The organism is Pseudomonas sp. FSL L8-0168 (genome assembly GCF_037976155.1).
Classification (GTDB): domain Bacteria; phylum Pseudomonadota; class Gammaproteobacteria; order Pseudomonadales; family Pseudomonadaceae; genus Aquipseudomonas; species Aquipseudomonas paracarnis.
In genome coordinates this window covers 3,913,958-3,939,058 of the sequence record NZ_CP150262.1, presented here as the reverse complement: position 1 = coordinate 3,939,058, position 25,101 = coordinate 3,913,958, and the positions used below count along the sequence as shown (strand labels likewise).

The window sequence follows — 25,101 nt, the reverse complement described above, 5'->3', positions numbered from 1 at the left end:
TCCAGGGCCGGGGATTATAAGCGCCTTCTGCCGGGCAATAGGTGGTATACCCAGTGCTACATCCCCTGTTAGTGGAGCATGCATCATGGCCAAAGGTATGGATTCAAAGAAAGCCGCCAAGAAAAAACCGGCAAAGACCGCCGATGAAAAACGCGCGGACAAGAAGACCAAAAAATCCGAAGCAGGCCTGTTCGGTCACTGAGTTACACGCTTAGAACTAAACGATCTGCAAGATTTTCCCGCCTCATTGCACAGAGCAGGAAACACCTGCTCTGAGCTGCCGATGGCCAATTACCTTGATCCGACCCAACGCCGGGAAATCGAAGCCCTGGCGACGACCTTCGTGGCAAGAACCGAATGGCCGACCTGGCTACTGTTGATCGGCGTATATGCCGGCTGGTTCGCGGTGATCCTTGGCAGCCGGTGGCTGGGCCTGTGGCTGAGCATGTTGCTGCTGATTCCGCTGGTGACCCTGTGGCTATCGGTGCAGCACGAATTGCTCCACGGCCACCCGACCCGTTCGTTGTTGCTCAATAAACTCCTCGGCTATGCGCCTTTCGCGGTGTGGTATCCCTATACGCTGTACCGCGACAGCCACCTGTTGCACCACAACGACGACAACCTGACCCTACCGGGCATCGACCCGGAAAGCCGCTACCTCAATCAGCAGCAATGGGACGACAGCTCGCTGTTCGAACGTGGCGTGCATTGGCTGACCAAGACCGTGCTTGGCCGCTTACTGCTGGCTGCGCCGTTGGCCATTGGCCGGTTGGCCCGTCACGAGTTTCAACGCCTGCCCCAGGTATGGCCGATGTGGCTGGCTCACGGCGCCGTTACTGTGCTGATGCTGAGTTTCATTGCCTCCTACAGCGCGCTTGCGGTGTGGCATTACCTGCTGCTGGTCAGCGTGCCAGCGTTGTCCCTGGCTTCGATCCGCTCCTACTATGAGCACCGCCCCCATCTCCGGCCGGAACACCGCACAGTGCTCAACGAAGCGTCCTGGCCCTGGGCCTGGCTGTTTCTCAACAACAATCTGCACCTGGTGCACCACGATCTGCCAAAGTTGCCGTGGTACCTGCTGCCCAGGGTGTACCGTGCCCGGCGCGAGCAGTGGCTGGTGCGCAGCGGTGGCTTCCTGGTGCAAGGCTACGGCCAGTTGATCAGCCGTCACGGCCTCAAGGCCATCGACAGTCCCCGGCACCCGTTTGCCTGAGAGGCGACCATGAGTGAGTACTACGCCGACCTGCGCATGTACGTTGCGCCCGAACCCATCCAGCAGGCCAATCAACACTGGCTGGCGCGCATCCTTGAGCGCTTGAAGCTGCATCGTCTTAACGCCGACCACCTCGACTTGCGCGGCCTGTGGCTGGCGCCACAATTGCTCGTCAGCCAAACCTGCGGCTACCCGCTGATGACCCAACTGCGCGGCCAGGTGCGCATCATTGGGCGCCCCCGTTACGAGTTGGCCCACAGCAGCCACGGCGAACATTGCAGCCTGCTGTTGACCCGCGCGGACAACCCGCGTACCCGCCTGACGCAGTTCTACCAGAGCCGCGGCGTGATCAACGGCCACGACTCCAACAGCGGCATGAACCTGCTGCGTCACTGTCTGGCGCCGTTGCAGCGCGACGGGCGGTTCTTCGCCAGCGTCGGCATCAGCGGCGCCCACCGCGAGAGCTTGCGCTGGCTGCGTGAAGGCCGCGCCGACCTCGCCGCCATCGATAGCGTCACCTACGACTACCTCGCCCGATTCGCTCCCGAAGAGGTCGCGGGCCTGCGCGTCATCACCCGCAGCGCGCCGAGCCCGACTTTGCCTTACATAGGCGCGCTGGGCTTGAGCGATGGGCAGGTGGCGCAGATTCGTGAGGCGATGAACCTGGCGTTGCAGGACCTGCCGCAGGTGGCGCAAACCCTCGGTGTGCGAGCTGTGCTTCCTGCCAGCGAAGATGACTATCAGGTGGTGTTGGATTACCAGCGCAAAGCCGCCAGCATCGGCTATTCGGTACTTCAATAAGGTTATATAAGAATGCGTTTTAAGTATTATTAAAGCATAAGGAGCCTTGATAGGATTGCTTCACCGGAACACCGGACATACCGCGCAACCTACTCAGAAGGAGCCCCTATGTCCGGCGCCGATCGTGCTCACAGCGACTATGTGGGCTCCCTGTTTCGCATTCATTACCCTTGGCTGTGCAGCCGCTTGCACCGCTACCTCAACTCCCGTGCCCACGCCGAAGACATCGCCGTCGACGCGTTTGTCCAGCTCTTGAGTGCACCTCAGGTAGCGCCGATACGACAGCCCCGCGCATTGCTTACCACCATTGCCCAGCGCCTGGTGTACCAGGTGTGGCGTCGACGTGACCTGGAGCGTGCCTACCTCGCTGCGCTGGATAACGATGCGGCCTGCGCGGAGGGCAGGGCCCGAGTGCTCGAAGCGCTGCAGGCCGTCGAGCAGACGCTCGACCGCTTGCCGGCCAAGGTCAAGGCGACGTTCCTGCTGTCCCGCGTCAACGGCCTGACGTACCCCCAGATCGCCGCCGAACTGGGGATTTCCCAGCGCTCGGTCAGTGACTACATGGCCCGCGCTGTTACCGGACTTGAATCCCACCCCGATCAAATGTGGGAGCTGGCTTGCCTGCGATAGCGGTGAGCCAGCCAACACCTCTGGCCATGACAGGCCGCCATCGCAGGCAAGCCAGCTCCCACACTTCCTGTGCTCACTTTGAATCTGATCGAACCACCAAGAGGCAACTTATGAAAGCAATCAAACACCTGCTGGGCAGTTCGCTGCTGGCATTGGCGGTACTGGCGCAACCCACCTCGGCGGCCGAACCTTCCACGCTGCGCATCGGCTACCAGAAAAGCTCGGTCAGCATGGTGCTCGCCCGTGAGCACAAGCTCTTCGAAGCCGCACTGCCCGGTACACAGGTGCAGTGGACCGAATTCCTCGGTGGCCCGCCGCTGATCGAAGCGCTCAACGCCGGGAGCCTGGACATCGGCAATATTGGCGATATCCCGCCGATCTTCGCCCAGGCGGCCGGGATCGACTTGCAGTATTTTGCCGTCGAGCCCAACGAGGGCAAGGCCGAAGCAGTGCTGGTGCCCAAGGCCAGCACCGTGCAGAACGTGGCCGAACTCAAGGGCAAGCGCGTGGCATTGCTCAAGGGCTCCAGTGCACACAACCTGTTCCTCAAAAGCCTGCTGCACGCCGGGTTGCAGTGGAAGGATGTGAATGTGGTGTACCTGTCGCCTTCCGACGGCCGCGCCGCGTTCGAACAAGGCAAGGTGGACGCATGGGTAGTGTGGGACCCGTACTACTCGGCCGCCGTGATCGACGGCTCGGCACGCGTGCTGCGGGACGGGCAAGGGTTGAACCCTGCGGGCAGTTTCTTCGTGGTCAACCACCCGTTTGCCAAGCAGCACCCAGAGGCCATCGCCACGATTATCCAGACGCTTGGCAAGGCGCAGCGCCTGTCGCTTGATGAGCCTGCCGCGAGCATCACGCTGATGGCCGGCACCCTGGGCCTGCAACCGGCGGTGGTCAAAAGCTACTTCGAACATCGCTCGCCTGAGCCGATCCGCCCCTTGGCGGCCATCGACATTGCCAACCAGCAACGCACCGCCGACCTGTTTTTTGCCAACGGCCTGATCCCGAAAAAAGTCGACGTGCAGCAGGCTGTCTTCAAGCCCCTTGACCTTCCATGAGCCAGACCGCTAGACCGATCAGTGTGGGAGCTGGCTTGCCTGCGATACAGACACCTCGGTGTATCAGATGAACCGAGGTGATGCTATCGCAGGCAAGCCAGCTCCCACAGGTTCAGATCGCGGCCAGGGTTTCTTTCACTGTCTCGGCTGGCGAAGCAGTGGCCTTCGCCGCAACCTGCTGCTGTTGCTGCTCTTTCAAGCGCTCGGCCACTTGTTTGGCGATGGCGTCTTGTTTTTCCTGGGGCAGCGCCTGCACTTGCTCTTCGGTCAGCCCTTGTTCCTTGAGCAGCTGTTCACGAATACGTTCGGCCGGGGATCTGCTCATGTATTCGGTGAACTCGGTACGTGCCCCGTTAGTCGTGGCCTGTAACTGCACGCGGGTCTTGGCGAAGGCTTCGTCGATGCGATCGCTGGCCTTGTCCAATTCCCTCTGCGCGGCCGGCACTGTGACGCTGTGTTGCGCAGCCTGCAAAGCGCCGCTGTACAGCGCACTGGCGGCGGCGTTGGCGGGGTCCATGTCGGGTCGCGTGATCTGTTGCACGTTCGACGCCGCTTGAGTGTTGTTAACCAGCATGATCGGTCACCTATGAAAACAGACGGTGCGACAGCTGGAGCAAATACTGTGCCGGGTGCCGTACCCCAGTGTTTACTGGGGCGGGAGTCGTCGGCGCGGCAAGCCTTCTCCTTGTGCGGCCAACCGTTGCCGTCAGTGAGCGATGTTCTCCAGCGCCAGGTTGCGCGTACGCGGCCCGAACCAACTGATGGTAATCATCACGATCAACATGCTGCTGGCGATAAACGCCAACACCCCCGGCGTGCCAAGGTGCTCGAGGATAAAGCCGATCAACAGGCTACTGAACACCGTGGACAAACGGCTGAATGAATAACAGAACCCGACCGCTCGCGCACGGATATTGGTGGGGAACAATTCGCTCTGATAGGAGTGATAACCGAAGCTCAGCCAGGCATTGCAGAAGGTGATCATCACCCCGCAGAAAATCAGCCCTAACGCTGTGGTTTGCAGGGCAAACAGGCTGCCGAAGATCACTGCACCCATGGCCGAGCCGACAATTTGCCATTTGTTCTCAAAGCGGTTGGCCACCTTGACGAACAACAGCGGGCCCAGCGGGTAGGCGAGGGTGATGATAAAGGCGTAGAGCAGGCTGTGGGTCACGCTGACACCCTGGCCCGAGAGCAAGGCCGGCAGCCAGTTGCCAAAGCCGAAGAAGCCGATGGCCTGGAATACATGGAACACGATCAGCATCAAGGCGCGGCGCCGGTAGGGCGGCTGCCAGATATCGGCGAAACGGCCATTGCCCTGCACGCTGATGGCTTCGGGGTCCGGTTCGTCCAGCGGCTTGCCATGATCCTTTTGGCAGCGTGCCTCCAGGTTGTTCAGGATCGTGTCGGCCTCTTCGAAGCGTCCCTTTTGTGCAAGCCAGCGCGGTGACTCCGGCAGGCGCTTGCGCAGTTGCCAGATAAACAGCGCAAACACTGCACTTGAGAGCACCACCCAGCGCCAGCCCGCGATACCGAACGGCGCCTGTGGCACCAGCCACCACGACATCAAGGCCACAGCCGGTACCGACAGAAACTGGATAAAAAATGCAAAGGCAAACGCCGAACTGCGCATGCGCTTAGGTACCAGTTCCGACAGATAGGCATCGATGGTCACCAGTTCGATGCCAAGGCCAATGCCCACCAGAAAGCGCATGCAGATAATGCCCACGGCCGAGGTCTGAATGCCCATCAGCACCGTTGCCACCGTGTACCAGACCAGCGCAAAGGTGAAGATCGCGCGTCGCCCGAAGCGGTCGGCGATGGGGCTGAGCAGGCTGGCGCCGAGGAACAGGCCCAGGAATGTGGCCGAGGCGAAAGCGGCCTGGTCCGAGAAGCCGAAAACACCTTCGCTGCCGGTATGAAAAATCCCGTCGCTGATCAGGCCAGGGCTGATATAGGCGGTTTGGAACAAGTCATACAGCTCGAAAAAGCCGCCGATGGAGAGCAACGCCACCAGGCGCCAAATAGTGGCGACGGCGGGCAGGCGGTCGATGCGGGCGCTGATGTGGGCGGCTCGGTGGGGGGCGAGGGTGTCCGTAGCTGAGGCGGGGAGTGTGGACATGAGGAAATTCCATATGCGGTCACCTGGAATCTTAGCTGGCTAACGGAAAGCGGTGTTTGTTAAGTTGCGGACGGTAGCCCGTACATTCGCCGATTAATTGCGCGCGGCGCCTCTGTTTCAGAGGTTTATCGCGCGAGGGCGCGAAGGCTGTCCTGCCGAAGGTTGCTATCGGCAGGCAGCTTCTGGCGGGAGTGGGGCCCTCCCGCTGCGTGGATGTTCTAGACGTGCTTGAAGTCCTCAACCTCATAAACGCCTTGGGTGAAGCTCATCTTCTTTTGAGGGGCTTGCGCGGTTTGCGCCTCAAAGTGGAGGGACGCTGACAGCATATTGCCTTGCAGTTTCAATACGGTGAATTTGCCACTGGTTGCCATATAGTTGCCGGACTCGCCTTGTCGCGTGTCGTCAAACTCAAGCCTTACTTTTTTATCACTCCCCGTTGCATCGATGTCGTAGGTCTCACCTGCCTTGATATTTTGGTCGATGCTCATTTTTATCAAGCCAGATCCGGACATGATTCCTACTGTCGAATTGAAACCTGACTCTCCGTTCAAATGGGCGACAAAGGACGTGACAAAGGTGGTATCCCACCCATCGATTACGCCGGAAATTTTGTCGTACTCACCGATCTTCTCGCTCATGGCTGCTTCTCCATATTCAGGGATGAGCGAGGCATTGCCTTGCTCTGGCTTATGAATAGGTGAAGATGAAAAACAGGTCTACTGTCAAATATGACAGGTGGTAGTGGTTTTCAGACCAATGGTGATGACCATGCCTGAGGCCCAATAGCTCGCTTAGTCATGGCCGTCGAGGGCGAAGGTCTTGAAGCCGGCATGCTGGCTGAGGCGTTGGTAATACGCCTCGATGGCGGGGTAGGGTGGCCGCTCCATGGGTGTCATCTGCCACCGATGCACCGAAAGACCTATCAAAATGTCAGCGAGGGTGAACTCTTCGCCCGCGACGTAGGCGCCGGTCTGGGTCAACTGTTGTTCCAGCAAGGCCATCTTGTCATTCCAGGCCTGCACGCCCGCCTGGATGCGTTGCGGGTCCTGATAGTCCGGGTTCTTACGCACCAGTGCGTTGAACACATAGCCCCATGAAGGATTGAGTTCGGTGGCCTGCCAGTCCATCCACTGTTCAACCCGTGCACGCAAGGCAGGCTCAACGGGTAGCAAGTCATGGCGCTGATAAAGGCCGACAAGGTAGCGACAGATGGTATTGGACTCCCACAGCACGCCATGGTCGTCGATCAGCACCGGCACCTGCGCGTTGGGGTTCAAGGCGAGGAACTCGGGGGACTGGGTGGGCTTGAAGCCGATGCCCCAGTCCTCACGCACGTAGTCGATGCCCAGTTCCTGGCAGGTCCAGAGTACTTTGCGCACGTTGATGGAGGAGGTGCGACCCAAAATTTTCAGTGAATGGCCCATGGTGCTTCCCTGGCATTTGGAGAATGACCAATCTAGCAGGCGCCGGGCACAGCGGCGAGGGTGTGAAGCGGGCACGGTCGAAAATGTGGGAGCTGGCTTGCCTGCGATAGCGCTGTGTCAGTCAATGAAGGTACTGCCTGATACGCCGCTATCGCAGGCAAGCCAGCTCCCACAGGGATCGTGGATTGCCTCAGCAGCGTGGTGTGTGCTGGTCCATGGCCTTGCCCACCAGCAATACGCTCAGCTCGCTCAATTGATGAATGGCCAGGGCCACATCACGGTGTTTGCCGGTGAGGTCATCGGACAGGTCGAGCAGTAAGGTGCTGACGGAGCAGACGGTTTCGTAGCTGTTGGCCAGCAGGGTTTCAGTGGAAACATCGGGGATGAGCGTGAAGAGGGTGGTTAGCGGCGGATCGATTTTTTTGATCATCAGAGCATCCTGGAATGGGCTGCCGCCGTATCGCTACTAAACGAGGGTGGCAGCTGTACGCAGGTTAGTAGACCGGTGGACACTCAAAGCCGGCGCACCCGAAAGTGCCCTACGCACAGCCGCCATTAACGCGGGCAGGCTTATGCACTTAGAGTGACCAAACTCGGGCTACTAAACCCGATCACCGAGAAATTCAGCGACCGGCAAACCTTAGAGACCGCCACCGAGGCGCACAAGCCGGCGGATTCTGACGTAAGCGTAGGCAGCGGAGCAAGGCGCTTACTGCAATGTAAGCCGCTTCCTACGGCTGTCCTACCTATCAAGTGGGCACGGTAGAAAAAGGTGGGAGCTGGCTTGCCTGCTCCCACATTGTGTGCGTTCAGCTCGACGTTCAGGTGCTCTCGCGCACCTGCAACTCAAACCCCATATCCACCACTGGCTTGGCCACCTTGTTGCCCGCCATGATCGTCAGCAAATGCTCCGCCGCCCGACGTCCGATGGCTTCCCGTGGCGTGCTGATGCTACTCAGGCGCGGCACCATGAATGAGGAAGCGGGCAGGTCGTTGAAGCCCAGCACCGCCACACGTTCAGGCACCTTGATGCCATGGCGCAGGGCTTCGAGCAGGGCGCCCTGGGCCAGGTCGTCGTTGCCGAAGAAGATCGCATCCACATCCGGATGCGCTGCCAGCAATTGCAGGAACAGTTCGCCGCCCAGGCCCACGGAGGAGGGGCGTGGTGTCAAAAGCTCCAGCGCCGGGTCGTACATGCCCGCCTGCTGCAAGGCGCGGCGGAAACCTTCGCCGCGCAACAACGTGCGCTGATCCAACTGCGCGCCGATATAGGCCAGGCGCTTGCGCCCCCGGGACAGCAAGTGCGCCGCCGCGGTCTCGCCAGCGGCCAGTTGCGAGAAGCCCACGCAGTTCACCCCGGCATTAGGGTCCAGATCCATCATGTACACACAGGGCACATTGCTGGCCTCGACCATTCGTCGCGCGCTTTCGGTGCGGTCAAACCCGGTCAGCAGCAACCCTCGCGGCTGATAGGCCATGTAGTTGCGCAGCAGGTCTTCTTCTTCATCGCGCGAATAATGGGAGTTGCCGATCAGTACTTCAAAGCCCTTGGGCCGCAGTACCTGATGAATAGCTTCCAGGGTTTCGATAAACAGCAGGTTGGACAGTGACGGCACCAGCACCACCACCGAATGGCTCTGCGCCGAGGCCAGGGCGCGGGCGGCGGGGTTGACCACGTAGCTCAGTTCGGCGGCGGCCTGTTGCACCTTTTCTACCAGCTCCGTGGCGACCGTGCTGATACCGCGCAAAGCACGGGAGGCGGTAATCGGACTGACGCCAGCCAGGCGGGCGACTTCGTTCAAGGTGGGGCGACCCGTCGTGCGGGTATTTTTATCGTTCTTAGAGGTCATCAGGCAGCTTGCCAAACAAAAATCGAGGCACTAAGGTAGCGCTGTCTCCAAAGGGCTGCAAATTCTTGGATAAAGGGTTGCCTGATCCTGTCCAGCTCTTGAAGTCAATCTGTTGGAACGGATGCACGCGTCACTCCATAAAAATGACAAGTCGGCGCGGGAAAAGCCTGTTTTTGCACTAGCCTTACGCTATGCAAAGGTAGCGCTATCTGCGTCCTGAGGTGTTTCATGAGTCAACCTGTTACCGCCCTGGTCATCATGGGTGTTTCCGGCTGTGGCAAGTCCAGCGTCAGCCAAGCCCTGTGCGTCCTTAACGGCGCCACTGCCATTGAAGGCGACAGCTTTCACCCCGCCGCGAACATCGAAAAGATGAGCGCCGGCCACCCCCTCAACGACGACGACCGCGCCGGCTGGCTCGACATCCTGTGCGATGAACTGCGCCGCGCGTTGAAAGCGGGCGAGCATCCTGTACTGACCTGTTCGGCCCTGAAGAAAAAATACCGTGACCACTTGCGCGAAGCCGCGCCGGGCCTGGGTTTTGTCTTCCTGGAACTGACCCGCGAAGTCGCCGCCGACCGCGTGTCTCACCGCCCCGGCCATTTCATGCCGGCAAGCCTGATCGATAGCCAGTTCGCCACCCTTGAATCGCCCAAGGGCGAGCCGCTGACCCTGGCCTTGAACGCCAGTGAAGACAGCGTCGAGGAGCTGGCCGAGCAGACCAATACCTGGTGGCGCAAGCACGGCTTTGAACCTACTCATTAATTTTTTGCCGGAAAAGATAGCGCTATCCCCGGCAGGAAGTTCAACACCCGCTTTAATAACAACAACAAACAGGAGAGACCCCCCATGTTTGGCATGTCCCACGAGTCTTACCTGCTGCTAGATGCAGTAGTCACTATCATCGGGTTGATCGTACTGATCACCAAGTTCAAGGTGCACCCGTTCATTGCACTGATCATCGCGGCCGGTTTCCTCGGCCTGACCTCGGGTATGCCCGTGGACAAGATCATCAAGGCGTTCCAGGACGGCTTCGGCGGGGTGCTCGGCTTTGTCGGCATCATCCTCGCGCTGGGCACGATGCTCGGCAAGATGATGGCCGAGTCCGGCGGTGCCGATCAGATCGCCCAGACCCTGATCCGCGCCTTCGGCAAAGAGAAGGTCCAGTGGGCCATGATGTTCGCCGCGTTCCTGGTGGGCATCCCGCTGTTCTTCGAGATCGGCTTTGTATTGCTGATCCCGCTGGTGTTTATTGTCGCCCGGCGTACCGGCGTGTCGTTGATCAAGATCGGTATCCCGCTGCTGGCCGGTTTGTCGGCGGTGCACGGTCTGGTGCCACCGCACCCGGGCCCGCTGCTGGCCATCGGCGTGTTCGGTGCCGATATCGGCAAGACCATCCTGTACGGTCTGATCGTTGCGCTGCCGACCGCCATCATCGCCGGCCCGATTTTCGGTACGTTCATCGCCAAGTACATCCCGGGCAACCCGTCCCAGGAACTGGTGGACCAACTGGCCCGCGAGACCGATAACAAGTCGCTGCCAAGCTTCAGCATCACCCTGGTCACCGTGCTGCTGCCGGTGTTCCTGATGCTACTCAAAACCTTTGCCGACATCGCGTTCGCTGAAGGCAACGTGGTGCGTAACTGGATGGACATGATCGGCCACCCGATCACCGCACTGTTGCTGGCTTTGCTGTTGTCGCTGTACACCTTTGGCCATCGTCAGGGCATCCACTCCAAGCAGATCCTCAAGCTGCTCGACGCCAGCCTTGCGCCGACCGCCGCGATCATCCTGATCATCGGTGCCGGTGGTGGCTTCAAGCAGATGCTGGTGACCAGCGGCGTGGGCGACGTGATCGGCCATATGGCGGTGAACGCGCAGATCAACCCGATCCTGCTGGCGTGGCTGGTGGCGGCGGTGATTCGGATTGCCACCGGTTCGGCGACGGTTGCGACCATTACCGGCGCGGGCATTGTGGTGCCGGTGGTGGGCATGATCCCAGGGGTTAACCGCGAGTTGCTGGTACTGGCGACGGGCGCGGGTTCGTTGATCCTGTCTCACGTCAACGATGCGGGGTTCTGGCTGGTCAAGCAGTACTTCAACATGACCGTGGCCGAGACGTTCAAGACCTGGACGGCGATGGAGACCATTCTGTCGATCGTGGCGCTGATCTTCATCATGTTGCTGTCGTTGGTGGTGTAAGCCACACCACAAAAGCAGTGGCGGCAACTCGATCAAAATGTGGGAGCTGGCTTGCCTGCGATAGCATCACCTCGGTACATCTGAAACACCGAGGTGTCTGCATCGCAGGCAAGCCAGCTCCCACATTGATTGGGTTTCTTCAGGTAAATCAGGTCAGGCTTTAGTCACCAACCCATCCGCCCTGAACATCCCGCGAATCCCGCGCACGGCCTGGCGAATCCGGTCCTGGTTTTCGATCAGCGCAAAGCGCACATGATCATCGCCATACTCACCAAAACCGATCCCCGGCGACACACACACCTTCGCTTCCAATAACAGTTTCTTGGCAAACTCCAGCGAGCCCATGGCGGCATACTGCTCGGGAATCTTGGCCCAGACGTACATCGACGCCTTCGGGTTCTCCACCATCCAGCCCAGCTCATGCAGGCCTTTGACCAGCACATTGCGACGCTGGCGGTACTGTTCAGCGATGTCCTTCACGCACTGTTGGTCGCCTTCCAGCGCTGCAATCGCCGCCACTTGCAGCGGGGTGAAGGTGCCGTAGTCGTGGTAGCTCTTGATGCGTGCCAGGGCGTTGACCAGTTCCGGGTTGCCTACCATGAAGCCGATGCGCCAGCCGGCCATGTTGTAGCTCTTGGACAGGGTGAAAAACTCCACCGCAATGTCCTTGGCGCCGGGCACTTGCATGATCGAGGGGGCTTTCCAGCCGTCGTAGACGATGTCGGCGTAGGCCAGGTCGTGCACCACCAGCACGTCGTACTGCTTGGCCAGGGCGATCACCCGTTCGAAGAAGTCCAGTTCCACACACTGCGCGGTCGGGTTGGACGGGAAGCCGAGGATCATCATCTTCGGCTTGGGGATCGAGCCGCGAATCGCGCGCTCCAGCTCAGCGAAGAAATCCACGCCCGGTATCAGCGGCACCGAACGTACCTGGGCACCTGCAATCACTGCGCCGTAGATATGAATTGGATAGCTGGGGTTGGGCACCAGCACGGTATCGCCCTGGTCCAGGGTGGCCAGCATCAAGTGCGCCAGGCCTTCCTTGGAACCGATGGTCACGATGGCTTCGGACTCAGGGTCGATATCCACCGCGTAACGGTCCTTGTACCAGCGCGAAATCGCCCGGCGCAGGCGCGGAATGCCTTTGGAGGTGGAGTAGCCGTGGGTGTCTTCACGCTGGGCGACGGTGACCATTTTCTCCACGATATGAGGAGGCGTGGCGCCGTCAGGGTTACCCATGCTCAAGTCGATGATGTCTTCGCCGCGCCGACGCGCAGCCATCTTCAGCTCGGCAGTGATATTGAAAACGTAAGGGGGGAGTCGATCTATGCGCGCAAAGCGGCGCGGCGAACCTTGGTCTGCCATTGTTGCCTCGAGGTACGTAAGCGCCCGGAACCGTCCGAGCGACGTCGGCCACTGCGGTGGCCTGCGGGGCAGACAATAAGGGCGATGATGGCCAGTTGTCCAGATGCGTAGGAAATTTTTCTACATGGAGTACAACGCGGATATGCCCCTATACTCGATGCGGGTTTGTTCCCTCATAAGAAGGAGACTGTTCGTATGGATCAGCAGACAAAACAACCGTTGGAGTCACGCCTGGAAGCCGGTAAGGCCCTGGTGATCGCCGGGGTACAAGGGCGATATTCGAAGGCCACCGTGGGCGATATCCCACGGCTGTGGGAGTTGTTCGATACCTGCATCAAGGACATCAAGAAGCGCGTCGGCGGTGTGACCTACGGGGTGTGCCATAACCCGCATCACGGCGAATTCGATTACCTGGCAGGTGTTGAAGTCCCGGCCAAGAAAGACGTGCCAAGCAATTTCGAGGTGATCGAAATTCCGCCACTCAACTATGCCGTGTTCCCCCACTACGGGCCGGTGCAGGCGCTTGAGCAAACCTACGAGCGCATCATGTTCGAATGGCTGCCGCACTCGGGCTACAAAGTCATGGGCGCGGATTTCGAGCGCTATAGCGCGGACTTCGATGCCAGGAAGGGCACGGGGACGGTGGAAATCTGGCTGCCGATCGGGGAGCGGGGCTGACACTGCACCCGATGTCACGTAAACACGACATGCACGCTTAAAAGTCATGTTTACGTGACATTGCCGCTATGGATTAAACCTGAAGCTCAACCGGCGCTCATACCCTACGCGACCCTTGTACGCCTCACCGCGATCCACCCATCCTGCCCCCAGATACAACCCCATTGCCGCCAGGTTGTGGGCATCCACCGACAACTCCAACCCCTTGATCTGCGGCCAGGCCTCGCGCGCCACGGCGGGCAACGCCTGCAAACACATCTTGCCGTATCCACGCCCCTGTTGATGCTGGTCTACCTGTAGCGCGTGGAGTGTGGCGCTGTGTTCATCGGCCCAATGAGGCAGGCACGGTGGTCGCTTGAGCAGCAAGAACGCCACAGGAAGGTCGTCGACCAACAGCGCAAAGCCCTTGACCCCAGGGCTCGGGTTGGCGAGCAGGGTATTGAGGGCGCAATACATATCACCGCAAAACGGCAGTTGTTCAGGGTGAACTTCGATGGCGCCGACTTGCTGTTGTTGCACAGCATTCAGCGCCTCATAGGCAACGAGGCGGGTTGGCATGGGGCTGTCCGAACGGCTGCAAGAGAAGTGGCAGTTTATCGGGTTTGGGCTACGGGAAATTATTTTTCAGGGGGATGTCGATTTCCCTTCGGGCCATTCGACTAAGGGTGTCTTCCGTGATTTTCCACCCCAAGGAGTCATCGCCATGAGCACTGCAATCAAGCGCCTGATCGAGCAATGGAAAGACGCCGTCGTCAGTCGCGATATCGACAAAATTGTCAGCTTTTACGCCGACGATATCGTCTCGTTCGACGCCGTAACCGCTCTGCAATTCAAGGGCAAGGCGGCCTACCGCGCGCATTGGGAGGCGTGCATGGAGCACTGCCCCGGCCCCGGCATCTTCGAGTTTCATGAATTGCATGTCGTCGATGCGCCAGACAGCGCATTCGCCCACTGGCTGGCCCACTGCGGCGGCGCCGGGCCGGACGGCGAGGTAAAGGCCTGCTGGATGCGCGTGACTGCCGGCTACCAGCGTATCGATGGCCAATGGAAGGTGGTGCACGAGCACTGGTCGGCACCGTTTGATATGCAAAGCGGCACGGCGTTGTTCGACCTGAAACCTTGAGCACTGCGAACTATAGTCAGTAGTCCGAAAACGGAGAACGCCATGAAATACCTGTGCTTGATCTACAGCGACGAACAGGCGTTGCACACCTCGCCCGACAGCCCCCACGACTCGGAATGTCTGGCCTACGCCGAGTCCATCCAGGCCAGCGGGCGCATGCTGGCCGCCGAGCCGCTGGAGTCAGTGACCACCGCCACCACCGTGCGCATGCGCAACGGCAAGCTGTCGATCACCGACGGGCCTTTTGCCGAAACCAAGGAGCAGCTCGCCGGGTTCTACCTGATCGACGCCAAGGACCTCAATGAAGCGCTCCAGGTGGCTGGCGGCATTCCGGCAGCCCGGGTCGGCAGTGTGGAAGTGCGCCCCGTGCGCCAATTGAATCTCTCAACACAATAATCAAAAGACTTGAGGAGGTTGCCCCGTGAACATTCAACCCGCCGAATTTGAACTGTCCATCAGCCGCTTGATCGATGCGCCGCGCCGCCGGGTGTTTCGCGCCTGGACCGAGCCAACCCTGCTGCAACAATGGTGGGGCCCCCACGGCATGACCACCCCTGAATGCGAGATGAACCTGTGGGTCGGCGGCTTGTTCCGCACCTTGATGCGCGCCCCGGATGGCAGCGAGTACCCGACCCAAGGCGTGTTCCTGGAGATCGACGCGCCCAACCGCCTGGTGTTTACCGACGCGTTCATGCCGGGTTGGGTGCCTTCGGGCAAGCCGTTCATGAGCGCCGAAGTCACCTTTGAAGATGTCGGCGGCAAGACGCTCTACACCGCCCGCGCCATGCACTGGAGTGCCGAGGACAAGCAGGCCCACGAAGCCATGGGCTTTCATGACGGCTGGGGCCAGAGCCTGGACCGCCTGGTGAAGTTGGTGACCGAGGACATGGTCGATTGACCCAGCAGATCGACGCTATTTACCGCCGCGAATCACGCCGCGTGCTCGCGACGTTGATTCGTGTGCTAGGGGATTTCGACCTGGCCGAGGAGGCGCTGCACGAAGCATTTTTCGTCGCCCTGCAGCGCTGGCCCGAGGATGGCGTGCCGGATAATCCACGGGCGTGGCTGGTGTCCACCGGTCGCTTCAAAGCCATCGACCGCCTGCGTCGGCAGTCGCGTTTTACCCCGTTATTGGAAGAGCAGGCCGAGGCGTTGGAGGCCGCGCCTTGGAGTGATGAAGACGTGGAAGACGACCGCCTGCGCCTGATGTTCACTTGCTGCCACCCAGCGTTGGCAGCCGATGCCCAGGTTGCGCTGACCTTGCGCGAGATCTGCGACCTGAGCACCGAGGCCATCGCTCACGCTTTTCTAGCCACGCCCACCACCATTGCCCAACGCATCGTGCGCGCCAAGGGCAAGATCCGTGAGGCGAGAATTCCCTATCAAGTGCCGTCCCGCGCCGAATTGCCCGAACGATTGGACAGTGTGCTGCGGGTGATTTACCTGGTGTTCAACGAGGGCTATTCGGCCTCAGCGGGTGCCGACCTCACCCGCGAGGACCTGACCTTGGAGGCCATTCGCCTGGGGCGTTTGCTGCTGGAGTTGCTGCCCGAGCCGGAAGTCATGGGCTTGCTGGCGTTAATGTTGCTGCACGAGTCGCGTCGGCCTGCCCGCACTTCTGCCAGCGGCGAACTGGTGCTGTTGGACGCTCAGGATCGTACGCTTTGGGACAGGGCCTTGATCGCTGAAGGCTGCGCATTGGTGGAGCAGGCGCTGATGACGCCACGCTTCGGGCCGTATTGCTTGCAGGCTGCGATTGCCGCCGTGCACGCCGAGGCGCCCAGCGCAGGGGAAACCGATTGGCGGCAGATTGTCGGGCTCTATGATGTATTGCTCAGGGCTGTGCCGTCGCCGGTGATCGAGTTGAACCGTGCGGTAGCGGTGGCGATGGAGCAGGGGCCTTTGGCGGGGCTGGCGCTGGTAGACAACCTTTTGCAGCGCGGTGAGTTGCAGGACTATCACTTGGCGCATTCGGCGCGTGGGGAATTTTGCCGGCAGTTGGGGCGGTTTGACGAAGCTCGCAGCGCGTACGAAAAAGCGCTGTCGCTGACGCAACAGGCGCCAGAAAAACGCTTCATCACGCGACGCCTCGCCGAACTCAAATAGCCAACACGATGTTATGACGCCCCGCGATCCAATGTGGGCGCTGGCTTGCCTGCGATGATGGCCTGACAGCCAACGTCTCTCTAACGGCCCCCTCTACATTGCACTGCGTTCACTCCAGCATCTTGCCCAGCAACCAGCTCCCCGCAGGCCCCGGCGGCTGGTGCCGGGACCACAGCGCATCCACCGCCACCGAACGCGGCCAACTGCGCACCTTGAGTTCAACCAACTGGTTGCCGCCAAAACGCTCCACCAGCCAGCGCGGTATCGGTGCCCAACCAAAACCCAGCTGTGCCATTTCCATCAGCATCAGGTAACTCGGCGCCGACCACACACGTTGCGTGCCGCGGTTTTCATTGGGGCTGATGATGCTCGCCAAGCGCAACTCCCGGTGTTGTTGCAAGGTGTGCGAGTGAACCTTGTCCAGGGTTGCCAATGGGTGTCTGGGCGAGACGAACAGCGCGATCTCCGTGCGCTCTTCCACGGGGGAGAACGTCAGGTCCGGCGGGTAGGCTTCTTGTTTCTCGATAAACGCGATCTGCGCCCGGCCACTTTGCACCAGTGCGATCAAGTCTTCGCATTCCGCGATCAGGCATTCCAGCTCAAGGTCTGGGTAGCGTTGTTCGAAGGCGCTGAGAGCGACCTCGAATCGATCAGACTGATAAGTATCGGACATGGCGAGACTCAACTTCGGCTCCAGGCCTTGCGATAACTGACTGGCTGCCAGCTCCAGGCGGCTACTGGCTTCCAGCACTTGCTCAGCCCGTTGCAGCAACACTTGCCCCGCCGGTGTGAGGGTCGGCTTGCGGCTGCTGCGGTCAAACAGCACCACGTTCAGGTCAATCTCAAGGCTGGCCACTGCCGCGCTCACGGTGGACTGGCTTTTGCCCAGCTTGCGCGCCGCCGCGGAAAACGAGCCTTGGGTGGCAGCCTGGACAAACGCCTGAAGCACTTCATGGGAGGCCATGACTATCGCCTTGATCGATGGTTATTGGTTATGAAGTATCGAGACAAAGCCTGATCATGGCAACCATCGTCACTCACGGAGCCGGGCCATGACCCCTACCAAATCCCTTACTGAACGCGTTTTTCAAGCCCTTGGTTTCGAGGGGTTGGCCTTATTGATTTGCACGCCGCTGTTGGTGTGGATCACCGGCCGGCCAGCGCTGGAGATGGGCGCAGTGACCCTGGGCATCAGCCTGTTGGCACTGAGCTGGAACGTGGTGTTCAACAGCCTGTTCGACCGCCTTAAAAATCGCCTGCAACTGGCCAACGGTGGTTGGACCCGTGTGCTGCATGCGCTGCTGTTTGAAGGCGGCCTGATCCTCTTGGCAGTGCCGTTGATTGCCGCCTTGATGAAGATCAGCCTGTTGGAAGCCTTCATCCTCGACATTGGCGTGTTGTTGTTCTTCCTGCCGTACACCTACGTGTACCACTGGGGTTATGACGTGCTGCGCGAGAAATTCGCCGGTAAAACCCCAGTTACCCCGTAGGCGTGCGTCGCTTATAGGAACATCCCGCCCGACGCCTCGATCCGCTGGCCGGTGATCCAATGACTGCCATCGGCCAGCAAGGTCGAAATCGCCCCGCCAATGTCGTCCGGCAAGCCTACGCGGCCCAGGGCGGTGTTATTGGCAACCATCGCATTCACATCGGTGTTATCGCGCACCGCGCCGCCGCCGAAGTCGGTGGCAATCGCGCCCGGTGCTAGGGTGTTCACGGTAATACCCCGTGGGCCCAGTTCTTTAGCTTGGTAGCGCGACAAGACTTCCACCGCGCCTTTCATGGACGCGTAGGCGGCATACCCCGGCAGGCTGAAGCGCGCCAGGCCGCTGGAGATATTGATGATGCGCCCGCCATCGCTGATCAGCGGCAGCAGTTTCTGCGTGAGGAAAAACGGTGCCTTCACATGGATCGCCACCAACTGGTCGAACTGGGCTTCGGTGGTTTCGGCAAAGCTTGCGTAGGTGCCAACCCCGGCGTTGTTGATCAGGAAGTTGAAATGCTCCTGGGCGAACACATCCTTGAGCAGTGTGCCGATCTGGCCAACGAATGCATCGAAGGTTGCGCTCTGGCTGACGTCCAGTTGCAGCATGGCGGCGCGACCGCCCAAGGCCTCTACCTGGGCAACCACGGCTTGGGCTTCGGCCGCTGCGCTGTGGTAAGTGCCGATGATGTCGATGCCTTGCGCAGCCAGGTGCAGGGCGGCGCTTTTGCCCAGGCCACGGCTAGCGCCAGTGATGAGTGCGATTTTACGGGTCATGGTGCAGTCCTCGAATGGGGTGAGTGGGACTGAGTGTATTTGTCCGGCTATAACGTGATAAACAGGCTGATATCGAAATCACTGGCCGGATAAGGCGAACAATCTAATGAACAAGCTTGAGCTGCTGCGCACCTTCGTACGCGTTACTGAGTTGTCGAGCTTTACCCAGGCCGGCCAAAGCCTGGGCTTGCCGCGCTCTACGGTCTCTGAGCATGTGCAGGCGTTGGAGGAGTTGCTCGGCGCTCGGCTGTTGCAACGCACCACGCGCAAGGTGCAGGCGACCCAGGATGGTCGTGTGTTGTATGAGCGCAGCAAGGATCTACTGGCGCACATGGAAGAGTTGGAAGGTTTGTTCCGTCAGGACGAAACCCAATTGGCCGGACGCATACGGGTGGACATGCCCAATGTCATGGCGCGGGGCGTGATCTTGCCGAACTTGCCCACGTTCATGGCGCGCCATCCGCTGATCGACATGGAAATCAGCTGTTCGGACCGCCAGGTGGACCTGATCGCCGAAGGTTTTGATTGCGTGGTGCGCGTCGGCGCCCAGCCCGATCAAACTGTGGTAGCGCGGCGGGTGTGCAGCATGCCGATGGTCAACTGCGCGAGCGCGGCGTACCTGCAACGGTATGGCGTGCCCGAAACCCTGGCAGACCTGGCGCATCATCAGTTGGTGCATTACGTGCGGCCGCTGGGCGCACGCTCGGCCGGGTTCGAATACCTGGTGGGCAACAAGGTGCAGCGGCTGGCGATGGCAGGCCGGGTGACGGTCAACAGCACCGACGCCTATCAATCGGCGTGCCTGGGCGGGTTTGGCATCACCCAGGTGCCGCAGCTCGGCATACGCGACTTATTGGCCAGCGGCGAGTTGGTGGCGGTGCTGCCCGACTACCAGGCGCCGCCCTTGGATGTGTCGTTGCTGTACGCCGGCCAGCGGCATCTGCCGTTGCGGGTGCGGGTGTTCATGGACTGGTTGACCGCCACCCTGCAAGCTCATCTTTAACGGCGTGCCGACAACTGCTGGGGCGCCAGGAACGCGTCGTGGAAGTAATCCCGGAACGCTTGCATCGCGGGGGTAAACGCGCGCTCGCGGTGCCAGGCCAGGCCGACGCTCATGGGTGTGACCGGGTCGGTCACGGTCAGGGTTTCGATGCGTTTGCCTTCCAGGGACCAGGGCCGGTGCACCAGGTCTGACAGGATCGCCACGCCGCTGCCATTGGCAACCATGCTGCGCACCGCCTCCACCGAGCTGGTGCGCAGCCGCACCTTGGGCGTTTGCCCGGCCTGTTCCCAGTAGCGCATGGCGCTGTGTTCGGCTTCATCGACGGTGAGCAAGATGTAGGGTTCTTGGGCCACGTCGGCCAGGCTCACGGCACCGCGTTCGCACAATGGGTGATGGCTGGGCAGCCACAGGCGGCGTTCGGAGTTGAATAGAATTTCCGAGACGATATCCGCGTGGGTGAGGTTGGCAGTGAGCACCACAGCCATGTCGAACTGGCCGTCGAGCAGGCCCTGTTCGATGGCCTGGCGCTCCTGTTCGAACACCTCGATGGTCACGTCCGGATGCCAATGCTCCATGCGCTGTAAATGGTGCGGCAGGAAATAACCCAGCACGGTGTAGCTGGCCGCCACCCGCAGCACGCCGCTGGCGCGGTAGTCCGGCAACGGGCTGTTGAGGGCATCCTCCACGCTGCGCACAATCACATAGGCACGGTTGAGAAAATGCCGCCCCGCGTCGGTGAGGTTCATGCCTTGGGCCGAGCGCACGAACAACTGCACGCCGAGCATGGCTTCCAGCTCCTTGATCGCTGTGGTCACCGCCGATTGGGAAATATTCAGGTGAATTGCTGCCTGGGAAATCTGGCCGATTTCCGCAGTGGCGACGAAATAGCGAACCTGGCGCAAGGTTAAAGACATATCGCACTCTGCTTATTGATCGTTCCCACGCTCTGCGTGGGAATGCCTCTTGTGACGCTGCGCGTCACGGTCTCAAGTGCGGACGCAGAGCGTCCATGGCTGCATTCCCACGCAGAGCGTGGGAACGATCGGGGGTCGAGGATAAAAAGCTATCTGATTTTCAGAAGATGGGCCATCTGATAATAGATCTTCCCAAGGGGTCAAGCCACGGCCTACTTTGCGGGCATCACCTTTGGCGGAGCGACCTCGATGCAGGCAGTGGATTTCAATTCAGACATGGGCGAAGGCTTTGGCCCCTGGACCATCGGCGACGGCGTCGACGCAGAGCTGATGGCCTATATCAGCTCGGCCAATATCGCCACCGGCTTTCACGCCGGCGACCCAGGCACCATGCGCCGCACCGTCGAGCGCGCCAAGCAACTAGGTGTGGCGATTGGCGCGCACCCAGGCTTTCGTGACCTGGTGGGTTTCGGTCGTCGGCATATCAACGCACCGGCCCAGGAACTGGTGGACGACATGCTCTACCAGCTCGGTGCCTTGCGTGAAATGGCCCGCGCCCAAGGCGTGACCTTGCAACATATCAAGCCTCACGGCGCGCTCTACATGCACCTGGCCCGCGATGAAGAGGCCGCCCGGCTGTTGGTGCAAAACCTGCAAATCATCGAGCCCACGCTGATGCTGTACTGCATGCCCAACTCGGTGATCTGGCGCATTGCCAAGGAACTGGGGCAGCCGGTGGTGCGCGAGTTTTATGCCGACCGTGAATACGACCTCAGCGGTTCCATCGTGTTTACCCGCAATGTGCGGGCGCTGGACCCCGCCACAGTGGCCGCGCGCGTCTTGCGTGCGTGTCAGACCGGCCTGGTACGTACCGTCGAAGGCGAAGACCTGGCGATCGAATTCGATTCCATCTGCCTGCACAGCGACACCCCTGGCGCCCTGGAGCTGGTGGGGGCCACCCGTGAAGCCCTGGACCAGGCGGGTATCGACGTCAGACCTCCCCAATAAGAGCCAACCCTTACTTTTTTGCCTGCCTTTCTACAATGATTCCAAGAGGAACAGACATGGCTGAAACGTCCCCCATCCGCTACAGCTTCGGCGGTGATGAACACCTGTTTGCCGAGGTCAGCAACAGCATGTCCCTGGAGGCTTTTTTCAAGGGCATGGCGGTGACCCGCGCCGTGGAGCGCCTGGCACTGGAAGGCGTATTGGATGTCTGCCTGGCCAACGCATCGTTCCAGATTCGCTTCGACCCTGACCGCATCGCCCCTCAGGCGCTGCTCGACGCCGTGCAAAGCGCCGAAGCCCAGGCCGTGGCCGAACGCACCTTGCGCACGCGCATCATCGAAATCCCGGTGCTCTATAACGACCCCTGGACCCACGAAACCCTGATGCGTTTTCGTGACCGCCACCAAGACCCCAGCGGCACAGACCTGGAATACGCGGCACGCATCAATGGCCTGGCCGACGTGGACGCGTTCATCGCCGCCCACAGTGGCGCGCCGTGGTTTGTGTCGATGGTCGGCTTTGTCGCGGGCTTGCCGTTCATGTTCCAGATGGTCGAACGCGAGCGGCAATTGCAGGTGCCCAAATACCTGCGCCCACGCACCGACACGCCGAAACTGACCCTGGGCCATGGCGGCTGCTTTGGCTGTATCTACTCGGTGCGTGGCGCGGGCGGTTACCAGATGTTCGGCGTTACCCCGGCACCGATCTACGACCCGGCGCAGCAGTTGGCGTACTTCAAGGAGCACATGGTGTTCTTCCGCCCTGGCGATATCGTGCAGTTCAAGCCGATGGACCGCGAGGCTTATGACCTGGCGGTCGCCGAGGTGGACGCCGGTCGTTTCGACCTGCGCATCCGCCCGGTGGAGTTTTCCCTGGATGCCTTTCTCGCCGACCCCATCGGCTACCCGAAAACCCTGCAGGAGGCGCTGGCATGATCAAGGTCCTCAAACCTGGCCTCGCCACCTCCGTGCAGGACCTGGGCCGCGAAGGTTATTACCACTTGGGCATCCCGCCGTCGGGGGCGCTGGACCAATACGCGTTGAGTGCGGCCAACCACCTGGTGGGCAATCCTGTGGGCGCGGCGGGCCTGGAATGCACGCTGATCGGGCCGGAGCTGGAGTTCCAGCAGGACGCGCTGGTGGCCTTGAGCGGCGCCTTGATGTCGCCGCGCCTGGACGGTGAAGTGGTGCACCAGGACACCGCCTTTGCCGTGCGCGCCGGGCAGGTGCTGCGGTTCGAGTTTCCCAAGGCCGGCGCACGCACCTACCTCGCCGTCGCCGGCGGTATCGACGTGCCGTTGGTGCTCGGCAGCCGCTCCACCTACACACTCGGCGCCCTCGGCGGGTTTAACGGCCGACGCTTGCAGGAGGGCGATCAATTGCCGATCGGTACCGCCAGCGGTATGGGGCGTGCGGGCAACAGCTTGCCGATGGCGTTGCGGCGTTCGGTCGGCGGCGATGTGACGTTGCGGGTAGTGCCGGGGCTGTATTACGAGCGCTTGACTGACGAGGCCAAAAGCAGCTTTTTTGCCGAGCCGTGGACGGTGGGCTCCGAGGCCGATCGCATCGGCTACCGCTTCAAGGGCGGCAGCGCGTTGAGCTTCCAGCCACGGGAACAGCCGTTTGGCGCGGGCTCCGATCCTTCCAACATCGTGGACAGTTGCTACCCGATTGGCTCGATTCAAGTACCGGCGGGGCTGGAGCCGATTGTGTTGCACCGCGATGCGGTGTCGGGCGGTGGCTACGCGATGATTGGCACGGTGATCAGCGCCGACCTGGACTTGATCGGGCAGATGCAGCCCAACCAGCGAGCGGGGTTTGTGGCGGTGAGCCTCGAGGAGGCTTTGGAGGCGCGGCGGGTGTACAAGAAGCGCCTCAAAGCGATGACGGGACTCTTCAATCACTGAATAAACGCAAACTGCTGTGGGAGCTGGCTTGCCTGCGATAGCGGTGGGCCAGCTTGCATTGTGTTGGCTGATACACCGCAATCGCAGGCAAGCCAGCTCCCACAGTTGGGCTCATTTCAATTTGAGAATGTGCGCAATGCCCGGCGATCAGTGGCTGGACGCTTCAAACACTGAATAAACGCAAAACCCTGTGGGAGCTGGCTTGCCGGCGATAGCGGTGGGTCAGCTTGCATTGTCTTGGCTGATACACCGCAATCGCAGGCAAGCCAGCTTCCACAGTTGGGGCTTATTTCAATTTGAGAATTTGCGGAATGCCCACCGTCCAGCGATCAGGGTGAAGGTTGCGACCAAGGCCACCAGTATCCAGAAGCCTTCCGGATCCTGGGAAAGCGGCACCCCACCCACATTCATGCCAAAAAAGCCGGCAATGATATTGATCGGCAGCGCCAGCACCGTCACCACCGTGAGGGTAAACAGCGTGCGGTTGCTCTGTTCATTGAGGTTGGCGGCGATCTCTTCCTGCAACAGCTTGATGCGTTCGCCCAAGGCGGTCAGGTCGTTGATGATCAGCGCAAACTCCTCGGTGGATTTGCGTAACTCCTTCACGTCTTCCTTTTGCAGCCATTGCGGCGGGCGATTGAGCAGGCGCAGCAGCGAGCCCGGTTCCAGCGCCAGCAGGCGTTGCAGGCGCACCAGCACGCGGCGGGCGGCACCCAGTTCGGCGCGGTTGGTGGACAGGCGCGAAGACAACAGCTGATCTTCGATATGGTCGACGCTGATACTGGTCTTGCGCACGATCTGCGTCAGCACTTCGCCCTGGTCGCGCAGCAGGTGCACCAACAGCTCCAAGGGGGAGCGAAAGTGTTCGCCGGCCTTCACCGACGAGCGCAATTTATCCACCGAGTGCAAAGGCTGCAGGCGCGCGCTCACCAACAAGCGGCTGCGAGCGCACACCCATAGCGTGGAAATATCCGACGACACCATGCTGCTGAAGTTGAACACCACATCGTTGACCACTGCCAACAAGGCCGAGTCCACATGCTCGATGCGCGTGGAGCGTGAGCCCTCATGCAAGGCTTCAAAAAACTCTTCCGGCAGCGACAAATGCGCCTGCATCCAGCGCTCGCAGGCGGCGTGCGCCAGGTTCAGGTGCAGCCACAGGAATTCGTCCGGGTCTGGCGGGTGCTGTAAGGCGGCGAGGGCGGTGGCGGAATCAATTTGTTGGCCTTTCTCGCCGGGGCGAAAACGAAAACCGTAAAGCAGGCCAAACAGATCGGAATCTTGATGGCCGTGGTCGATGCTGTGGTTCATGGCGACTCGCAGAGAAAGGGCCTGTAGGACGTTTCACAGGTTCCTGAGCGAATCATTGCAAGGCGGTATGACGGTTATGTGACGGTTTGAGGCGCGCATAAAAAAACGCGCCACCCGAAGGTGGCGC

Annotated in this window: 28 protein-coding genes; 16 read left to right on the top strand and 12 right to left on the bottom strand. The window is 60.6% G+C overall.

Going from position 1 to position 25,101, the window contains the following annotated elements; genetic code table 11:
- Nucleotides 1–283 precede the first annotated feature (283 nt).
- From MHH62_RS18015 to MHH62_RS18000, 4 genes are all read left to right on the top strand, one after another.
- Nucleotides 284–1,213 (top strand): fatty acid desaturase, encoded by a 930-nt coding sequence (locus tag MHH62_RS18015; RefSeq protein ID WP_130175411.1) that lies wholly within the window; start codon nucleotides 284–286, stop codon nucleotides 1,211–1,213.
- A 9-nt stretch (nucleotides 1,214–1,222) separates the two neighbouring features.
- Nucleotides 1,223–2,014 carry a PhnD/SsuA/transferrin family substrate-binding protein gene (locus MHH62_RS18010; RefSeq protein WP_014719651.1) on the top strand — a complete coding sequence of 264 codons (792 nt, stop codon included), beginning with the start codon at nucleotides 1,223–1,225 and terminating at the stop codon, nucleotides 2,012–2,014.
- Nucleotides 2,015–2,122: 108 nt separating this feature from the next.
- Nucleotides 2,123–2,644 carry a sigma-70 family RNA polymerase sigma factor gene (locus MHH62_RS18005; protein WP_019819328.1) on the top strand — a complete coding sequence of 174 codons (522 nt, stop codon included), beginning with the start codon at nucleotides 2,123–2,125 and terminating at the stop codon, nucleotides 2,642–2,644.
- A 110-nt stretch (nucleotides 2,645–2,754) separates the two neighbouring features.
- Nucleotides 2,755–3,705 carry an aliphatic sulfonate ABC transporter substrate-binding protein gene (locus tag MHH62_RS18000; RefSeq protein WP_020303125.1) on the top strand — a complete coding sequence of 317 codons (951 nt, stop codon included), beginning with the start codon at nucleotides 2,755–2,757 and terminating at the stop codon, nucleotides 3,703–3,705.
- Between the two features lie 112 nt (nucleotides 3,706–3,817).
- Here MHH62_RS18000 and MHH62_RS17995 read toward each other — a convergent pair whose 3' ends face one another.
- The 6 genes from MHH62_RS17995 to MHH62_RS17970 all read right to left on the bottom strand — a co-directional run bounded on the left by MHH62_RS17995 (nucleotide 3,818) and on the right by MHH62_RS17970 (nucleotide 9,104).
- Complete coding sequence (locus MHH62_RS17995; protein ID WP_020303124.1) at nucleotides 3,818–4,279, bottom strand: hypothetical protein; 462 nt, start codon at nucleotides 4,277–4,279, stop codon at nucleotides 3,818–3,820.
- A gap of 132 nt (nucleotides 4,280–4,411) precedes the next feature.
- Nucleotides 4,412–5,827, bottom strand: coding sequence for an MFS transporter (locus tag MHH62_RS17990; protein WP_339231553.1), 1,416 nt, complete (start codon nucleotides 5,825–5,827; stop codon nucleotides 4,412–4,414).
- A 218-nt stretch (nucleotides 5,828–6,045) separates the two neighbouring features.
- The gene (locus MHH62_RS17985) at nucleotides 6,046–6,465 is read right to left on the bottom strand and encodes a hypothetical protein (RefSeq protein WP_020303122.1); all 420 of its coding nucleotides are present in this window, start codon (nucleotides 6,463–6,465) and stop codon (nucleotides 6,046–6,048) included.
- Between the two features lie 153 nt (nucleotides 6,466–6,618).
- The gene (locus MHH62_RS17980) at nucleotides 6,619–7,251 is read right to left on the bottom strand and encodes a glutathione S-transferase (RefSeq protein ID WP_020303121.1); all 633 of its coding nucleotides are present in this window, start codon (nucleotides 7,249–7,251) and stop codon (nucleotides 6,619–6,621) included.
- 190 nt (nucleotides 7,252–7,441) lie between these two features.
- Nucleotides 7,442–7,681 (bottom strand): DUF6124 family protein, encoded by a 240-nt coding sequence (locus tag MHH62_RS17975; protein ID WP_014719643.1) that lies wholly within the window; start codon nucleotides 7,679–7,681, stop codon nucleotides 7,442–7,444.
- 391 nt (nucleotides 7,682–8,072) lie between these two features.
- Complete coding sequence (locus tag MHH62_RS17970; RefSeq protein WP_161793224.1) at nucleotides 8,073–9,104, bottom strand: LacI family DNA-binding transcriptional regulator; 1,032 nt, start codon at nucleotides 9,102–9,104, stop codon at nucleotides 8,073–8,075.
- A 225-nt stretch (nucleotides 9,105–9,329) separates the two neighbouring features.
- Between MHH62_RS17970 and MHH62_RS17965 the strand changes: the two genes are divergently transcribed.
- Both MHH62_RS17965 and MHH62_RS17960 read left to right on the top strand, forming a co-directional pair.
- Nucleotides 9,330–9,863 (top strand): gluconokinase, encoded by a 534-nt coding sequence (locus MHH62_RS17965; protein ID WP_103452534.1) that lies wholly within the window; start codon nucleotides 9,330–9,332, stop codon nucleotides 9,861–9,863.
- 84 nt (nucleotides 9,864–9,947) lie between these two features.
- The gene (locus tag MHH62_RS17960; RefSeq protein WP_014719640.1) at nucleotides 9,948–11,300 is read left to right on the top strand and encodes a GntP family permease; all 1,353 of its coding nucleotides are present in this window, start codon (nucleotides 9,948–9,950) and stop codon (nucleotides 11,298–11,300) included.
- Nucleotides 11,301–11,453: 153 nt separating this feature from the next.
- On the opposite strand, the gene alaC is transcribed toward MHH62_RS17960, so the two are convergent.
- Nucleotides 11,454–12,665 carry an alanine transaminase gene (gene alaC, locus MHH62_RS17955; RefSeq protein ID WP_019819319.1) on the bottom strand — a complete coding sequence of 404 codons (1,212 nt, stop codon included), beginning with the start codon at nucleotides 12,663–12,665 and terminating at the stop codon, nucleotides 11,454–11,456.
- A 195-nt stretch (nucleotides 12,666–12,860) separates the two neighbouring features.
- On the opposite strand from alaC, the gene MHH62_RS17950 reads away from it, so the two are divergent.
- A complete protein-coding gene (locus MHH62_RS17950; protein ID WP_122300716.1) occupies nucleotides 12,861–13,343 on the top strand; it encodes a GyrI-like domain-containing protein in 483 nt (160 codons plus the stop codon).
- A 66-nt stretch (nucleotides 13,344–13,409) separates the two neighbouring features.
- Here MHH62_RS17950 and MHH62_RS17945 read toward each other — a convergent pair whose 3' ends face one another.
- Entirely contained in the window at nucleotides 13,410–13,901 is a 492-nt protein-coding gene (locus MHH62_RS17945) for a GNAT family N-acetyltransferase (protein WP_339231548.1), read from the bottom strand.
- Between the two features lie 145 nt (nucleotides 13,902–14,046).
- Between MHH62_RS17945 and MHH62_RS17940 the strand changes: the two genes are divergently transcribed.
- From MHH62_RS17940 to MHH62_RS17925, 4 genes are read left to right on the top strand one after another with little or no spacing between them, the layout of a single operon-like run.
- Nucleotides 14,047–14,466 carry a nuclear transport factor 2 family protein gene (locus tag MHH62_RS17940; RefSeq protein WP_019819316.1) on the top strand — a complete coding sequence of 140 codons (420 nt, stop codon included), beginning with the start codon at nucleotides 14,047–14,049 and terminating at the stop codon, nucleotides 14,464–14,466.
- A gap of 42 nt (nucleotides 14,467–14,508) precedes the next feature.
- Nucleotides 14,509–14,862, top strand: a complete 354-nt coding sequence (locus tag MHH62_RS17935; RefSeq protein ID WP_014719635.1) for a YciI family protein — start codon at nucleotides 14,509–14,511, stop codon at nucleotides 14,860–14,862.
- 25 nt (nucleotides 14,863–14,887) lie between these two features.
- Nucleotides 14,888–15,364, top strand: coding sequence for an SRPBCC family protein (locus MHH62_RS17930; protein ID WP_020303118.1), 477 nt, complete (start codon nucleotides 14,888–14,890; stop codon nucleotides 15,362–15,364).
- Entirely contained in the window at nucleotides 15,361–16,572 is a 1,212-nt protein-coding gene (locus MHH62_RS17925) for an RNA polymerase sigma factor (protein ID WP_103452392.1), read from the top strand. The genes MHH62_RS17930 and MHH62_RS17925 overlap by 4 nt, the downstream gene beginning before the upstream one ends.
- Before the next feature lie 109 nt (nucleotides 16,573–16,681).
- On the opposite strand, the gene MHH62_RS17920 is transcribed toward MHH62_RS17925, so the two are convergent.
- Nucleotides 16,682–17,536: a LysR family transcriptional regulator gene (locus tag MHH62_RS17920; protein WP_019819309.1), complete on the bottom strand. Its 855-nt coding sequence runs from the start codon at nucleotides 17,534–17,536 to the stop codon at nucleotides 16,682–16,684.
- 88 nt (nucleotides 17,537–17,624) lie between these two features.
- Between MHH62_RS17920 and MHH62_RS17915 the strand changes: the two genes are divergently transcribed.
- Complete coding sequence (locus MHH62_RS17915) at nucleotides 17,625–18,062, top strand: multidrug/biocide efflux PACE transporter (protein ID WP_014719631.1); 438 nt, start codon at nucleotides 17,625–17,627, stop codon at nucleotides 18,060–18,062.
- 11 nt (nucleotides 18,063–18,073) lie between these two features.
- Here the strand turns inward: MHH62_RS17915 and MHH62_RS17910 are convergent, their stop codons facing one another.
- Nucleotides 18,074–18,832, bottom strand: coding sequence for an SDR family oxidoreductase (locus tag MHH62_RS17910; RefSeq protein WP_014719630.1), 759 nt, complete (start codon nucleotides 18,830–18,832; stop codon nucleotides 18,074–18,076).
- A gap of 106 nt (nucleotides 18,833–18,938) precedes the next feature.
- Between MHH62_RS17910 and MHH62_RS17905 the strand changes: the two genes are divergently transcribed.
- Entirely contained in the window at nucleotides 18,939–19,835 is an 897-nt protein-coding gene (locus MHH62_RS17905; RefSeq protein ID WP_339231545.1) for a LysR family transcriptional regulator, read from the top strand.
- On the opposite strand, the gene MHH62_RS17900 is transcribed toward MHH62_RS17905, so the two are convergent.
- Nucleotides 19,832–20,749: a LysR family transcriptional regulator gene (locus MHH62_RS17900; protein ID WP_014719628.1), complete on the bottom strand. Its 918-nt coding sequence runs from the start codon at nucleotides 20,747–20,749 to the stop codon at nucleotides 19,832–19,834. The two genes, MHH62_RS17905 and MHH62_RS17900, sit on opposite strands and share 4 nt — an antisense overlap.
- Nucleotides 20,750–20,998: 249 nt before the next feature.
- On the opposite strand from MHH62_RS17900, the gene MHH62_RS17895 reads away from it, so the two are divergent.
- From MHH62_RS17895 to MHH62_RS17885, 3 genes are read left to right on the top strand one after another with little or no spacing between them, the layout of a single operon-like run.
- On the top strand, nucleotides 20,999–21,757 hold the full coding sequence (locus MHH62_RS17895; protein WP_339231542.1) for a 5-oxoprolinase subunit PxpA: 759 nt from the start codon (nucleotides 20,999–21,001) through the stop codon (nucleotides 21,755–21,757).
- Between the two features lie 56 nt (nucleotides 21,758–21,813).
- The gene (locus tag MHH62_RS17890; RefSeq protein WP_336827234.1) at nucleotides 21,814–22,692 is read left to right on the top strand and encodes an allophanate hydrolase subunit 1; all 879 of its coding nucleotides are present in this window, start codon (nucleotides 21,814–21,816) and stop codon (nucleotides 22,690–22,692) included.
- Nucleotides 22,689–23,663 (top strand): biotin-dependent carboxyltransferase family protein, encoded by a 975-nt coding sequence (locus MHH62_RS17885; protein WP_014719625.1) that lies wholly within the window; start codon nucleotides 22,689–22,691, stop codon nucleotides 23,661–23,663. The genes MHH62_RS17890 and MHH62_RS17885 overlap by 4 nt, the downstream gene beginning before the upstream one ends.
- Before the next feature lie 291 nt (nucleotides 23,664–23,954).
- On the opposite strand, the gene MHH62_RS17880 is transcribed toward MHH62_RS17885, so the two are convergent.
- Nucleotides 23,955–24,974: a transporter gene (locus tag MHH62_RS17880; protein ID WP_014719624.1), complete on the bottom strand. Its 1,020-nt coding sequence runs from the start codon at nucleotides 24,972–24,974 to the stop codon at nucleotides 23,955–23,957.
- Nucleotides 24,975–25,101: the final 127 nt, after the last annotated feature.